General features: G+C 46.9%; 9 protein-coding genes and 2 pseudogenes. 4 read left to right on the top strand and 7 right to left on the bottom strand.

The annotated features are described in order from the left end of the window. Positions 1 to 16 precede the first annotated feature (16 nt). Positions 17 to 6,400 (bottom strand): GDSL-type esterase/lipase family protein, encoded by a 6,384-nt coding sequence (locus MKZ13_RS16135; RefSeq protein ID WP_339176736.1) that lies wholly within the window; start codon positions 6,398 to 6,400, stop codon positions 17 to 19. A 207-nt stretch (positions 6,401 to 6,607) separates the two neighbouring features. Between MKZ13_RS16135 and MKZ13_RS16130 the strand changes: the two genes are divergently transcribed. After that, positions 6,608 to 7,480, top strand: coding sequence for an AraC family transcriptional regulator (locus MKZ13_RS16130; RefSeq protein ID WP_339176735.1), 873 nt, complete (start codon positions 6,608 to 6,610; stop codon positions 7,478 to 7,480). Positions 7,481 to 7,608: 128 nt separating this feature from the next. On the opposite strand, the gene MKZ13_RS16125 is transcribed toward MKZ13_RS16130, so the two are convergent. Then, complete coding sequence (locus MKZ13_RS16125) at positions 7,609 to 8,346, bottom strand: SDR family NAD(P)-dependent oxidoreductase (RefSeq protein WP_076210575.1); 738 nt, start codon at positions 8,344 to 8,346, stop codon at positions 7,609 to 7,611. A gap of 176 nt (positions 8,347 to 8,522) precedes the next feature. On the opposite strand from MKZ13_RS16125, the pseudogene MKZ13_RS16120 reads away from it, so the two are divergent. Next, positions 8,523 to 9,138 (top strand): annotated as a pseudogene (locus tag MKZ13_RS16120) (TetR/AcrR family transcriptional regulator). A 119-nt stretch (positions 9,139 to 9,257) separates the two neighbouring features. Here MKZ13_RS16120 and MKZ13_RS16115 read toward each other — a convergent pair. Next, positions 9,258 to 9,665 (bottom strand): hypothetical protein, encoded by a 408-nt coding sequence (locus tag MKZ13_RS16115; protein ID WP_339176734.1) that lies wholly within the window; start codon positions 9,663 to 9,665, stop codon positions 9,258 to 9,260. A gap of 68 nt (positions 9,666 to 9,733) precedes the next feature. Here MKZ13_RS16115 and MKZ13_RS16110 point away from each other — a divergent pair. Next, positions 9,734 to 9,877, top strand: a pseudogene (locus MKZ13_RS16110) (L-serine ammonia-lyase, iron-sulfur-dependent, subunit alpha); the annotation flags it as partial. 110 nt (positions 9,878 to 9,987) lie between these two features. On the opposite strand, the gene MKZ13_RS16105 reads toward MKZ13_RS16110, so the two are convergent. Further along, the gene (locus MKZ13_RS16105) at positions 9,988 to 10,773 is read right to left on the bottom strand and encodes a hypothetical protein (protein WP_339176733.1); all 786 of its coding nucleotides are present in this window, start codon (positions 10,771 to 10,773) and stop codon (positions 9,988 to 9,990) included. A gap of 29 nt (positions 10,774 to 10,802) precedes the next feature. Further along, positions 10,803 to 11,102 carry an immunity 53 family protein gene (locus MKZ13_RS16100; protein WP_221821304.1) on the bottom strand — a complete coding sequence of 100 codons (300 nt, stop codon included), beginning with the start codon at positions 11,100 to 11,102 and terminating at the stop codon, positions 10,803 to 10,805. Between the two features lie 176 nt (positions 11,103 to 11,278). Between MKZ13_RS16100 and MKZ13_RS16095 the strand changes: the two genes are divergently transcribed. After that, positions 11,279 to 11,635 (top strand): DUF3221 domain-containing protein, encoded by a 357-nt coding sequence (locus MKZ13_RS16095; protein ID WP_221821303.1) that lies wholly within the window; start codon positions 11,279 to 11,281, stop codon positions 11,633 to 11,635. Between the two features lie 302 nt (positions 11,636 to 11,937). Here MKZ13_RS16095 and MKZ13_RS16090 read toward each other — a convergent pair whose 3' ends face one another. Together MKZ13_RS16090 and MKZ13_RS16085 are read right to left on the bottom strand one after the other, a co-directional pair. Further along, on the bottom strand, positions 11,938 to 13,524 hold the full coding sequence (locus MKZ13_RS16090) for a glycoside hydrolase family 43 protein (RefSeq protein WP_221821302.1): 1,587 nt from the start codon (positions 13,522 to 13,524) through the stop codon (positions 11,938 to 11,940). Positions 13,525 to 13,586: 62 nt separating this feature from the next. Continuing rightward, positions 13,587 to 15,563, bottom strand: coding sequence for a YjhG/YagF family D-xylonate dehydratase (locus MKZ13_RS16085; protein ID WP_339176732.1), 1,977 nt, complete (start codon positions 15,561 to 15,563; stop codon positions 13,587 to 13,589). Between the last annotated feature and the right edge of the window lie 3 nt (positions 15,564 to 15,566).

Below are 15,566 nucleotides of genomic sequence, written 5' to 3'. Positions count from 1 at the left end.
GCTCAGACATTTCAGTCTACTCTCGTACCGTCACATTTAATTTGTGTGATCTGGTTTCCCCTGAGGGATTGCGAAGTACCGCTTCATACTCGTAGATTCCAGGTGCCCTTCCAGAGATTGCCGTAACTGCAGACTGTGCACTAGGCGTATTGGATTGAAGCGATTGTGTGTCGATCAATACACCATTTTCGTAAAGTTCATATTCGGTTGCGTTTATTCCCCACCACAGATTCATGGTGACATTATAGTTGCCGTCACCGTCCCAGTTGTCATTCGACAGAACCGCTTGCCCTGGGGAAGCATCTGTGACGATGACTGTCAGTGGAACACTCATGGTTGAACCCAGTGCATTGATCAATTCTCCAGTATAGGTATAGGTGCCATTTTTCTGTCCAGTAATATCCACTTGAACAGACTGGGCGGACGGGGATTGATCGACCAGAGAAATTTCTTTAATCAATTCACCATTCTCATACAGGTTGAACTGATTGCCGTTATTCCCCCACCATAGATTCATCGTGATTGTATAGTCTCCGTCTTTGAGCCCAGTGTCGTAACCATTATTATCAGATAACACCGGAGTGCCAGGGGCACCGTTTGCAAGTGGTGTTGTCTGATGGAGCCATTCCTCCCACTTAATCAGCACACTTGCCTGCTCATCCGTAAATACGTTTCCTCTAGCTGCTTGAACGTCATTACCGTAGGATGCAAGCAATTGACGCGCTTTTGCTCCTTCACGATCGTTTGCTGCCTGTTTGGCTTGCTGTAACGTGTTTGTGAGTTGATTAGCTAGAACACCAGCACTAGGATCGATCGATTCATCAGCAAAGGCGTTGGTCAGATTAATCAGGCTGTCGAATGTAGCAATAACGCCAAAACGATATTCTACCGTCTGTTCCCAACCAGCCAAATCGGAGACCGTTGCCGTAACCTGGTTCAGACCGGGTTCCAATGTATACGCAGGAGTGTCGAGAAGCACACCCTCCGGTTCTTCCACACCGGATACCGAATCGGAAGCTGTATATCCAATTTCCACATGCTGATCAATGGTGTACTCGGTTTGACCATGAATTTCAATGGTTGGAGGTACGAGATCAATGGATATGGACAAAGACTGTTCACTCTCTTTGTTACCGTCAACATCGACACTCCAGTAGGTGATGGTATGTGTACCTTCTTCAGTTAGGGTCAACTGTGTGCCACTCACCGTTTCACCACCATTGATTTGATAATAGGTCCCTTCGATTTCGGAATCTTCATCGCTTGCTGTGAAGGTTACTTGTGCCGGAGAAGTATACCAGCCGTTCTGCAATTCTCCTTCCACAGTTGCCGTAGTATGCGGCGCTTCCTGCTCCGGAGTTTCCCCTTCCAACGTAACCAAATCAGATAGCGGAATATTCAATTCCTTCACAAGGCGTGCCACGAGTTCAGATACCTTGATTGCACCGTTCATTTGCAAATGTGTATTGTCCTCGGTTGAGCCTACCCACATGAATATCGATTTGGTTCCTTCTGTGCCAAGCTCCTGGAAATGCTCCCAACTGGCTTGGTTCAGATCAATGATGAGCGTCTCCGTTTCCTGCGCCGTTTCTTTCATCGCCTGTACGTATTCCGGGAAGCTTTTGTTCAGCACTTCTCGGGTAAAGTCACGGCGGTTCACTGGCGTGACCAGAACTGGAATCGCACCTCTCTGCTGAGCACCGTTAATGTATTCTTTCAGATATACCTTAAACTGCTCTGGTGTAAGATAACGCTCTGGACGGGACGGTGTGGAATCATTATGAGACCACTGCATGAACAGATAATCGCCTTCTTGAATGTCGAGTAAAATATCGTTGAGATATCCACCGACAAGGAAGGTTTTACTGCTCAAACCTCCAACTGCCCGGTTATCAATACTGACTTCATTCGGAACAAAATATCCACCCAACGTTTCTCCCCAGCCCGCTTGCGGACGATAGTTTTCCGCGTAATTGGCTACAGTGGAATCGCTGGCCAAATAAATAACAGGTTTATCGCTTGCACTGTGATCTGGCAGACGCTCCAGCTTCAACGCATTGATCTTTGGTGCATTTCCGGTGAAGTTGAAGTTAAAGACCCCATCGATCAGGGCAATGTCATACGTGATTTCTTTGAATTCGCCTTTGGCAATGCTTGTAAGCGGCAGCTTTGTCATCTGCTCTGCAACGACATTTGCGCTGGTCAATTCCCCTGCATCCCCGATGGTCATTGTTACCCGGTAATTCGCCGGCTCCATTTCCACCAGGAAAGAGGTACCGTTTACTCGTGTGAAATCCTCTTTGAGAGAGTCTCCGGTTTCCCGGTTCTCATCTTTGGTCAGCGCTGTATCGGCAAAACCGTACCCGTTGCCTTCAATGTAAGCTCTTTTCGCACCTACCTTGATGTATCCATCGGCTGCGCTGCCAGAACCAAAGTCAAATTTGTAATCGCTTATCTCTTCGCTCGGTTCACTTGTTAATGACTCCTTCGCAACAGTTAACATGTTAAACGCATGGTCAACTTGAGCCTGCGTGGCTTCCGTATTGAATATAGCTTCCGCAGCTGCCAAAGCCCGATTCACCACGGCCTTCGATGCATCTGTATAATCCGACAGATTCAGTGCTTTGATCTCATCGTACAGGGCGATTAAGGCTGTCTGATCGCCGTCCTCCGAAGTGAGCTGAGTGCCTTCAATTCGCACGTTGTCGATCTGGGTAGTCCAGTTCAACGTGCCTCCACCACCTTTTCTCGTTCCCAGGAATCGCATGGATCTGACGTTGTCCGCATATGCGCTGGAACTCAGCGAGATATCAGCAATCGTTTGGGTAACTGTCGGATCGGCCAGATTCGTTAATGTCAGATCCAGTGTTTTCTCGGCAAAATTAACGGTTGCATCCACATTGACCCACTGGTTCTTGGTAATATCTGTAGCCGTTCCCCCTTCTGGTATGGCTGTATCCCCTGTGCCATAGTCCGGATTATATGCACCGACAAAATAATGAATTTTGGTGCTTCCGGTTTTGGTATACAGCGTGAACAGGGCATTTTCGTTAGAATCCTGAATCGTGAGATGACCTTCTGATGGATAGGCACTCACATTACCGGATTGCCAGTCAAAGTTCACGTTCACCTGATCGCCGTTTACGGCATCAAACAGACGGAATACTTTGGCCCTATTGCCTGAACCTGACCCCGCGACGGACAGGACCTTATTTCCGGACTGTTCAACAACGGTCCCCGTCATGGTTCCTCCAATACCCGTGGCATTGACCATCGCATACTGGTAACCGGCAGCGTCGCCTTCAAAATCCTCCTCATATAGTTGGATTTCCGGCTCTGGCTCGGGTTCGGAAATATCCGGGTCGATGACCAGCGGCGAAATGTTCAGCTCCATGTCTTTGACCGCACCAGCAACGAGTCCGGCAATTTTCTGTGCACCATAGCTGCTGAAATGCGTATTATCGTTGATCCCATTCGGGTATTTCGGATATTCACCCGGATTAGCATAGAGGAACACTTTCTCCGTAGCTGTATTACCAATTTTGTCGTAGTACGCAATACTCAACTTGCTGAGATCAATCAGCGGCACGTCCTGCTCCTCCGCCACTTCTTTGGCAGCCTGAACGTATGCCGGGAAGCTGACGTTGAATTCTTGAGTCACCGTGTTGAAATCTCTGCGTCCAACCGGAGTGAGCAATACCGGTGTAGCGCCGCGCTGTTTGGCACCGTTTACATAACGAGCTAAGTAGATCTTATAATCCTCAGGGGATGCATACCGGTCCGGTATTCCTGCACTCGCGTCGTTATGACCAAAGGAAATGAAGAAGAAGTCTCCCGGCTTAATTCGCTGCAGGATGGTATCCAGACGACCATCTACCATAAACGATTTGCTGCTTCGACCGCCGATCGCATCGTTCACGACGACTGCCCCATTGGAGAAATAACGTCCGAACTGCTGGCCCCATCCTTCTTGAGGAGCCTGCGCTTCACTGTACGATTGCATGGTTGAATCACCAGCCATATAGATCGTTGTTGCCGCACCAGCCGCTTTCTCTGGATACTTCTCGATGATGACATCTTGAATGTCTATGGCTGTCCCTGTGAAGAGAAGATCGAGCTGTCCATCCACTAATGCAACATCATAGGAATACTCCAGCGGTGCTCCTGCTGTCACATTGGTTACGGCGAGCTTCTGAACGAATTCAGATTTGACTCCAACGTTCGAGTCATTTGCATCATTGCCCAATCGCAGCGTCACCTTATAGTTCGCATTGGGCAGATCAACGGCAAATGTCGTGCCTGCCGCGACCGAAACCTGGTTTGCCCCTACCGTAACACCACTTGTATCCTTGAAGCCGTATCCCGGATCTTGTGTGTAGAGCGTATCCTGTATGTTTGTACTTCCCGACGCAGTCTCTGTACCGAAATTAAAGCGGTAGACCGGCTCCAGCATTTCAGCTTCACGAGTCAGCGCCAGATCGGCTTTAGGGAATGCTGTAGCTTCCGCTCCAAGGTAAAAACCGGTATGAGGCGGCTGGTTGTAGGATACATTTTGCCAGGCTACGCCAAGTCGATACACAGGGTCCTGCATCAGCGTAGGGATGCGGTAGTCTGAAGGAATGGTCGTTGTGTAGAGACGATACTCTGAACTATCTTCGCTCCGCAGCAGAAGCTCCTCACGCCAGTCGCCCAGAATGTCCGCCTGGAGTGCCGGATTGCCTTTGGTATGGTTGTTCGTTAATGTACCGGTTGCCCGGAAGATTTCATTCAGCTTTTTGTTTTGGTAATCCCACTTGTAGATGAGCGGAATTCCTTTGGCTGTGCTATTATCCCACTCATGGTCCAACAGCTCCCGCTGAAGATCTCCATCCCACCAGATGGCGAAATTGGCGGTTTTGGGCCCTTCGTCCACAGTGTAGATAGCCTCTCCGGCTGCTGAATAGGTATTGGTTACAGGTACACTTTGCCCATTGGTAACGGTCGTGGCCCATGATTCGTAACCCGGATAGTTCGGATCAATGTCCGCCGACATCCCGCGGCCGGTGTCAAAACCTGTTTTCTCACCCCAGAGGATTTCACCTGTTGCCGCATCGCGCATCTCCAGCCCGTATGCCGCATCGGAATGCTCGTGCACACTTACGACCTGATAGCCCTCCCGGTTCGGATCGAGCTGGCCGGCGTGCATGGCGTCACCGTGCCCGAGTCCGGTGCTGTACATCAAGCTGCCGTCATCGTCAATGGCCAAGGCGCCAAACATAATTTCGTCCTTGCCGTCCTTGTCAACATCCAGCACACTTAGATTGTGGTTGCCCTGTGATTGATATTGTGATCCTGCTTCATTCGTGTCGAACGTCCAGCGCTTGACGAGTTCCCCGCCAACATAATCATAAGCAACAAGCACTGTGCGGGTATAATAACCCCGGCTCATCACGACACTTGGCTTCGTACCGTCCAGATAAGCGATGCCGCCAAGGAAACGGTCTACACGGTTGCCATAGCCGTCACCCCAATCACTGACGTTGCCTCTTGGCGGATCATAATTCACGGTGGATAGAGCCGCGCCAGTCTCACCGTTAAACAGCGTGAGATATTCTGGACCTGAAAGTATGTATCCGCCGTCGTTGCGATAATCCTTCGTGCCGTCACCAATGACCGTGCCTTGGCCGTCCTTTGTGCCGTCCGCCGTCTTGACAACAACCTCAGCCTTTCCATTGCCATCGAGGTCATACACCATTAACTGCGTATAATGCGCTCCGGCGCGGATGTTGACTCCCAGGTCAATCCTCCACAGCTTTGTGCCATCCAGCTTGATGGCATCGATATAGACATTCCCCGTATAACCGGCCTGCGAATTGTCCTTGGAATTGCTTGGACTCCACAGGAAGACAATTTCATACTCGCCATCCCCGTCCAAGTCAGCTACGGAAGCATCTCCAGCATAATAGGAGTACGTTCCGCCATCCTTAGTCCGACCATCGGCCGGTTTATCGAGCGGAATAGGCAGATAATCGTTATGCCAGACTGATACAACCTCTGGTTGCATTTGCTCTTTGCCTGCAATAACGGTGGAGATCTGATATTGCGAGCTGTCGAAACCAGTGGTGTCCACGTAGTTTGTCACATCGCTTATGGGTGATGTGTTCACTTTAGTTCCATTTTTATATATATTGAAAGCGATATCATCTGGATCGTTGTTTAAATACCTCCAGCTTATAAAAACGCCGTTGTCTACAAGAACCGCAACCAACCCCCGGTTAAGATACTCTCCTTGGCGACCCGGCAGGCTGCTTGATGACTCTGCACGTATCGGCGCCGGAGGAACAGCCAGTGAAATAACCATAAGGAGTGCTAAAAAAGAGACCAACATCGATTTCTGGATGGAAACAGTTCTTCGGATCATTCGATTAACTCCCCCTTATCTAAAAATTCATTTTTAGAATCATCAGTTCGACCCTGCCCAGATTGTTGTCATTTGAACACAATTTATAGCCACCCCCTTATATGTTACCGCTTACATTTATCTTACAGGTCTAAAAAAAGACAGACAATCTAAAAAATGTGACGTATTATATAAGATAATTGACTTTTTTAGGAAGGAGATGAAACGATGGTTCATACGGTTTCTTATGCTTTTCGTAATGACGATACATCAATCATGACACTGGACTCTATTGGATGGCAGATCGTTTCTAGCGAGGAATATCGTTGTCCAAGTGATGGTAGACCGGACCCGGGGCACGTCGTTTTTCAATACACGCTTAATGGCCAGGGTTATCTGGATATTGAAAATCAAACGATTCCTTTACCAAAGGGACATGCCCTACTTGTTAAAATCTCCGGAGAACATTGCTATTACTATAAACAAGAAAACAACGAACCATGGGAATTTATATGGATCAACATTCGCGGGGATGAAGCTAACCGAATCTGGGATATGATGCATGATAATGAGGGGCATGTCATTCGACGAAACGCGGACTCTCCCTTGATTCAAGAGTTATGGCAAATTATCCATTTGATTCATCAAGAGAAAGTTACGGACAAGTATCGCTTGTCCATGCAAGTCTATCGGTGGTTGCTTATCCTGGTACAGACGAGTCGGGATGCGGAGAAGGATATCGGTGCCCTATCCATAACAACAATTGAGAAATGTAAAAAGTTCATCCGAGAGAATTATGCATCTCCATTGACGTTGGATCTTCTAGCCAGCCATTGCGATATCAATAAACACTACTTGTGCAGGTTATTTCAGAAATCGGAGAAAACATCACCGCTAGCCTATCTCAAAGACAGACGCATTGAGGTTGCAATCCGACTACTCCGCACAACGGAACTTCCGATTTCCCAAATTGGTCAACAATGCGGGTTTGAGAGTCCCAGTTATTTCGGCAAAGTTTTTCGGCAATATATGTCCATGTCACCCAAAGAATATCGCTTGAATAAGTTAGAGTTTCCTTATGAGGCCATCTATTATGAATAGCTAAACTCGCTGTTTGCCAGTTGTCCTTGGATTGGGAACTGCTCTTATACCAATACAATAAAAAAAGCCGCTAGAATAGCGACTTTTAATGGGACTATGTTCTTTGTGTGCTTCAATAATTGCTGCACTTATTGAGCGGTGTATCCTCCGTCTATGATCAGGCTATTTCCTGTCATATATGAAGAATCGTCGCTAGCTAGGAACAGAACGGCTTTTGCCATCTCTTCTGCTTGACCCAGACGTTTCATTGGTGTTGCCGCAGAAAGTGCTTGTTTGCTCTCTTCCGGGATAATTGGTGTATCGATGAAGCCAGGGCAAAGGGAGTTCACCCGAATATTCTGCTCAGCATACTCCAGCGCCAGCGAACGAGTCAGGTTTACAACGCCGCCTTTAGCTGCATTGTAGGCTGCAGAGCCAGGCGAACCAACCCATCCGTACATGGAAGCCGTGTTGACGATTGTACCTCCACCAATTTTGAGCATTTCGCGAATCGATTCACGAGCAACCAAGAATACGCCGTCCAGGTCAACATTGACTGTATTGCGCCATTCGGCATAATCAAGTTCATGCGTCGGATGAACACGCCCGATTCCCGCATTGTTGAATACGATATCCACTTGACCAAATGCTTCTACGGTTTGTTTGAAAATCTCAGAAACCTCTTCTTCACTTGTTATGTTTGCTTTAATAAAGAGAGCCTCTGCTTTAAGCGCTTTCAGTTCCTGCTCAAACGCCTTGCCTTTTTCTTCATTTAGATCCACCAAGACCACTTTAGCTCCTTCGGAAACGAATAAGCGAGCTGTCGCTGCACCAATTCCGGATGCTCCTCCTGTGATGACTGCAACTTTATCTTGAAGTTTGCCCATGAATAAATCCCCCAGTATAATATTTTGAATAGCGCCTATATAAATAGTGCTATATGATGTTTACAAAACTAATTCTATGCTTAAAATTGTACCAATCCAATCATTAAGATGTGACCAAGTGTCTACCTCGTAGACACTTTATAAAACTATGTCTATATTTATAGGAGTTTTTTTGAATGAATAATGAACTTACTGTGACATCTCAACATCGTAATCGAACCAAGGAGCACCTAAAAGCTGCTCTGATTCAGCTCATTAAGAAAAAAGGATTCCATGGTGTTTCTGTCAAAGACATCGTTGATCAGGCGGGTTATAATCGCAGCACGTTTTATTTACACTACCAGGATAAATATATTCTCGCCGAAGAGTTGTTGACTATGACACTCGAAGGATTGAGGGGCGCAGTAGGCAAACCCTATTGGCACGGTCAAAAGGTCTCAACCAACAAGCTGGATGCCGAATCTTTTCAAATCGTGGATTATATCTACGAGCACCGTGACTTCTTCGAACTGATTCAATACGATGATACGTTACCCGGTCTACATACAGGCTTTCCACAAACCATACTCAAAATCTATCAGGAGCAATTTGTCTTTGAGACGATCAACAACTCCCCAGTGAACATGGATTATTTCAAGTACTATACCGCCTACGGTTTTTTTTGGACTGTTGAACAATTGGATATTAAGCGGATATCATGAATCACGCGAGGCATTTATCAAAAACGTGATTGAACTCACCAAAACGCATATTCACTCTTTTCATTATGTGGGTGACAGGTTTGAGGCGTGATTTCGAGTAAGTTGATTTGAACATCACGATGAACGAGATGTCTGCTTGAGATAACAGGCCTGTTGCGGTGGAGCAGATGCTCCTGATCACTCAGGGACATGCCCAGAATCTCTTCGATTTTATGAATACGCTGATACAAAGTATTGATATGAATATGAAGTGCTGCCGCAGCTTGGACCGCATAACCTCCACACGCCATATACGTCATCAGTGTTTCTTCTATCCCACCGGTCTGCCCTTTGGCAGGCCGAAGTGAATACTTCTGCCATAAACGCATTCAAATCCTCAGCCGTTTGCCGGATAAACAACCAGTTAACACCGATATCCGTATATCGGATCGTCCCCTGTTCTCTTCTTGTCTTCTGGTATGCAAGCGCCTTGTCCGCTTCCTGGTATCCCGTCCACTCCGCAAATTCCAGCAGTCCCACCACGATGGAGGTTGAAGGAACGATTCCGATCTCCCCAGACTTCTGCCAATAATCCTCTGTAAAATCCACAAAGGTCATGGATACTCTTGCCTTGACCATTAACGCTTCGATCGCAGGGTCATACCTCCACAACCCACCTAAGCACTCATAAGGGATAACCGTATGCAGCCGTCATCCCTTCGGATGAGGTAGTGCAGGTCATGATGGAGGTTGGATCAGCCATGTCTGAATCTCTTCGCGAAACAGCAGCCGGCGGCCTCGCCCAGACACCAACAGGACGCAAAATCACAAGAAATTTACAGCATAAATAAAAACGGGCATGTCATTTATACGAGAGGAATCCAACCTCAAGATAAAAGCATGCCTAATAATAAAAGTTACCATGACACCAGCTGGACAATGTTTTTTAGCGGCCAAATAATTAATATTTCAGGGTTACAGAGTGCCTTTCAGTACCTGTTTTATTAATTAAAGCAACTTCAAAATCAGATACCCATGTAAGTTCACCTAGATGTTCAGCATAGGCAAATTCATCTGGTTGTTCTGATATGACCTTCTCTACAAGTACTTCCGTACCATCACGTTGTAAAATAGATAGGAATATATCCATGCTATCTACATTATGATGACATATGACTCTAGCATTGTACTTTTTATTAGGGCTCTTCACATCCTTTTTCCAAGTCCATTCATTTACATAATCTAACTCCTCGATTTGCAAAGCTATCTCCCTAAATGGATCAATCTCCCAATTATTACGTAGAGCAAGTTTCTCTATGCCTTCCATTAGCAGTCGAAGCGTAGTCTTTTTTTTCTCCAGTTCATTTTTTGCACTAAAATCATTCAAACTAAATTGGATCGGTACCGAACACACACCAGAATCGTTAACAATCCGTTCATCCGTAATGTTTTCTACACATTCTATTAGGACTTTCCAACAATCTTTCGTTTTGTATTTCCCCAACAGACGTTCATACATCGCTGTAATACAGCGAGTTTCCAAGCTAAAAGAGCGTCTTTTCCATTTCCAATTCAACGCATAATCTAATTTTGTAGCTTCGTTGCGATCGCAATTTTGCTCTTTCATTATAGATTCAATATTTTCATCATCTACAATATACGGTAAATCTAAATTGAATTCTTTTAGATACATCATCTGATCCTCTCCATGGTTTATAAATAAAAAAACTAAAAGGCATTTAGCCAATCAAGGCCTCATCCTCAGTCAGTTCATCATTAATTTCTATCCAAATTCGAAGCCCAATTTTTGAAGCAATTAAGCATCTCTTCTAAATTTTTTGCTCCCCCTGCACTGTGAAACACTCCATCTCTCACGATACAGTAGAACCAATCTTGTTCATTTCTCTCTTCTTCAATCGAATCAAATGGCACATCTTCTAAATATGTATCCGACAAATCGATTTCGACAGACCAACCAGGATTATCCACCGTATCAATTCGCACACCGTATGAATGCTCCCAATCGCCGTCACAATTTTCATAATACCAGCTTTGAATCCATTTTAGGCTATCCATCGTCGTGACCTCTTTTTTTGTTTTTTCGACTCTAGGAACTTATTATTTAAAGGAATCCTCAAGCGATGTTTCATACTTTTCTCGTATGAATTACCTTTTAGTAATAATTTGCTTTTTTTATGTAGGGTATACTTAAAAGCAAGGGGAAAACTTTATTTCAAATCAAGGAGGTTATTATGAAAAAAATAATATTGTTTATCTTCATTAGTATGACTATACTTGCGGGCTGTTCTAACAAGGATGAGAAAGAGAATTATCCAGTTTTCGAGGGCACTGTAGTATTTAAAACAGATGAAAATGACAAGTATAAATTTCTTGTACTACAAAATATAAGTAAGGAAGATCTGGAGAATGGAAATCTTGAGGATTTTATAAAACTAGCACAAGACCAGGAAGGTTCGTATTATTCGGTCAATAGAGAAACATATGAAACAATTGAGGTAGGGCAAAGAGTAAGAATTACTACTGGCTTTGACCAACTAGAACCCTCGCCACCCATTAGAACGGTTGTGAGTATTGAAAAAATAGGCTGAGATTTTTCTATTGCCAAACGATAAAAAGTCCTTAACGTTTCAAGTGAACGTAAGGACTTTTTATCATTTTGGGTTCAAAAGTTCGGAGTTAAATCTCGCGCGGTTAAATCCGACGGGCCTCTATTTCCATCATTGTCCCAACCATATCAACTGATTTATATGGAAGATGTGCCTTATTAAAATTAAAATCCGCTGATGATTTTTAATTTCACATGGATAAATATGTGATTTGGTCCTCTTTGGATTGTCCCCTGCTCCTTCCAAAAAGACCGTCACATGTTTTCCAATACACCAGCTGCATGCTATATTTCCTTATACATAAAGTAATCAAAATCGGCATGTTTTCGGGTTCCGCCAAGATCCTGCACACAAAGACCGATATAGGTTCCCGTAAACCGGATATACTCCGGAGATTCATCGGACAGATGTGTGATATCAATCCACCCGCCTGCTGTATTCCAGGATGAATCACTATTTAACGCATAATAAAAGCGGGCGCGATCTTGATCTACCACAGCCTTTAAACGGAGCGTGCTCACCGACTCTAGCGGAATATCCTCCAGCAGTTCGTCGTATACCCCGTATTTGGACTGAATAATCCCCAGGCAGTGCCCTTTCTCTTCATGATAAGTTACACGTAAGTAGAGATAGTCCTGGGTATCGTAGTACAAAATCAATCCTGCCATTTGTTGTGGATGGTCCGGCGCAAATTCCAGACATGTCTCGGCTTCACACTCCAATGCCTGAAGTCTGCGTGCGATCATGCTTTGCCTGTGCGTTGAACTCATCGACTCCATGCCGTGCAAACGCAAGTAACCGGGACGTTCCGTCAAGCTGAGCCAAGTCGAATCGGGTGGAATACGAAGTGTATTCCAATCCTGCCGAAGCTCAAATTGATCAAAGTGATCCATTTCAGTAATCGGTTCAAATGGATGTGACGGGATCTTCGGTGCAGGCACCTGAACCTCCGGATATCGGTCACCGCTCGCAAGTCTCAGCCAGCCGTCCTCACTCCACGTACACGGCTGAAGTGCAGTCTCACGTCCAAGAATGCAATATTTGTGATGAACGGGTCGTCCAACCAGATGAGCCATGTACCATTCGCCGGTATGCGTTTCGACCAGACTACCGTGGCCTGCCTTTTGCAGAGCTAAATCCGGTCTGCCGTATGAAGTGAGGATCGGATTGGCAGGATCGACCTCATAAGGACCTTGTAACGTACGGGAACGTGCAGCGGTAACCGCATGCTCATAACCGGTTCCACCTTCAGCCGTAATGAGATAATAATAGTCGTTGTGTTTGTACAGGTGTGGTGCTTCGGTCAGGCCTAGTTCTGTTCCCTTAAATATGTTCATGGCCGGTCCGATCAGCTTATGTTCCTGGACAGAATATTCCTGAAGAACGATGCCTGCAAACCGATTTTTGTCCTTACGATGATCCCATATCATATTCACCAGCCACTTACGCCCGTCTTCATCATGAAACAGGGAAGGATCAAAACCGCTGCTGTTCAGATACACCGGATCGGACCAAGGGCCCTCGATATCCGTTGCTGTCACAAGGTAATTGTGGGTATCTTTAAAAGCGCCTACCCGGCTTTTGACATCGGTGTATATCAGGTAAAACACACCGTTGTCGTAACTAAGACAGGGTGCCCATACGCCTCCGGAATTAATGTTGCCCTCCATGTTCAACTGCGTTACACGAGTCAGCGGAGAAGCGATGGGCCGCCAATGAACCAGATCCCGGGAATGGTGAATCCGTACACCAGGGAACCATTCAAAGGTGGAAGTGGCGATATAATAATCCTCCCCTGCTCGGCAGATGGACGGATCGGGATGGAAACCGGGAAGGATGGGATTGGTGATCATTTTCTGGATCTTATTCATGGAAGAAACCTCCGGTATGAAAGTAATGATCTGTACAACAACAGATACACAAAAGGTGGATATCAGTACCAGCCCAGCGCTTTTTTGCCGGCTTCCAGGGCGGTTACGATCCGCTCGACATCATATATATTCCCTCTCCAAGTCCCACCGCTGACCGATTGCAATGCAGCCCAGAGCTTTGTATCATCCGGCAAAGCTTCATCAGGCCTCATATCTGGATGAAAGGGCCTTTGTGCCAGGATGAGAGCGCCTTCTTCCGGTGAAAACTCCAGATCGCCTTCTCCGACAAAGTTAACGCTGCCCTCCAGCGTGTTACGATCAACCGTGATGTCAATCAGGTCTCCGTTCCGCAGCTTGCCAATCGGTCCGCCTGCCAGCGCTTCGGGGCCAACATGACCAATACACGCTCCGGTGGAAACACCGGAGAACCGGGCATCCGTAATCAGTGACACGTATTTGCCAAAAGGCAAATGTTTAAGCGCAGATGTAAGCTGGTACGTCTCCTCCATTCCAGTTCCCGATGGACCTCGCCCGAGAAGCACAACAACGTCGCCAGCCAGAATACCTCCGGTCTTAATCGCATGGATCGCCTCACGTTCAGTGGTAAACACCTTTGCTCTGCCACGATGACGGTATACGCCATGCTCATCCAGCACAGCAGGATCAATAGAGGTGGATTTGATGACAGAACCTTCTGGAGCGATATTCCCGGTTGGAAATGTTACGGTCGATGAGATTCCAAGCCGCTGAGCGTGTTCTACACTCATGATGACACTGTCCGGATCGATACCGTCCTGCTCTTTTAACTGCGTCCGCATGAGATGACGGCGTTCCGACGATTCCCACCAGTCCAGTACCTGACCCAATGAAGTACCTGTAACCGTTGGTACAGACTCATCCAACAGACCAAGCTGTCTGAGGTGTAGCATGACCTCCGGTACACCTCCTGCCTGAAAGACACGTATGGTCGGATAAAAGATCGGTCCGTTTGGTAGGGCGCTAACCAGCCTTGGAACATTTTTGTTGACCTGTATCCAGTCGTGTACCGTGGGTACGGTTAAACCGGCGGCATGGGCAATCGCCGGTATGTGAAGAAGCAGATTGGTCGATCCGCCAAACGCGGCATGAACGGTCATCGCATTGCGAATGGATGCATCGGTGACAATGTCTGCCATCCTCATCCCCTGTGACTCCATATGGATGAGTGCACGTGACGATTGGCGCGCCATTTCAAACCAGATGGGCTGCCCGGAAGGTGCAAGCGCGGCATGAGGCACTGTCATACCCAGTGCCTCTGCTACAACCTGGGCCGTAGCAGCGGTACCTAGAAACTGACAGCCTCCTCCCGGTGTAGCACAAGCTCGACATCCTAAATCGGACGCCATTTCCAGAGAAATTTCCCCGTTGACGTACCGTGCACCGATGGTCTGAATTTTACCGGCGTCCTCTCCATCGGTAGGCGGAAGTGTGACGCCACCGGGAACGATTACACCAGGCAATTGAGGCATTCCAGCAAGTGCGAGCATCATCGCTGGAAGACCTTTGTCACAAGTGGCGACACCAAGCACGCCTTTACGCGTTGGCAGCGAGCGAATCAATCTGCGAAATACCATAGCGGCATCGTTCCGGTACGGAAGCGAGTCAAACATGCCGGTTGTCCCCTGTGATCTGCCGTCACACGGATCGCTGACATATCCAGCAAACGGGATTCCTCCCCGGCTTGAGAGTTCCTCTGCGGCAGCCTTCATCAGTAGGCCGACCTCCCAGTGGCCGGTATGGTAACCGAGTGCTGCCGGGCTGCCGTCTTCATTGCGTATGCCACCTTGTGTACTCAAGATCAGAAATTGTTTTCCGTTCAAATCCCCGGGCTTCCAGCCCATTCCAACATTCTGGGACATGCCAAACAAGTCGCCGCTTGGAGCATTCCGCAGCAAATCATCCGTTAGAGGCAGACGTCCTGCAGCCCCTGGAGCATGGGCTATGATATCGAAGCAGTTGGATGCGGTCTCTCCCATAATCGACGTAATCTGTTCGTACATGAT

Origin of the sequence: Paenibacillus sp. FSL R5-0701 (genome assembly GCF_037973995.1) — a bacterium.
Taxonomy (GTDB): Bacteria; Bacillota; Bacilli; order Paenibacillales; family Paenibacillaceae; genus Paenibacillus.
The sequence above is the reverse complement of the archived record's forward strand: the minus strand, read 5'-3'. Positions and strand labels throughout refer to the sequence as shown.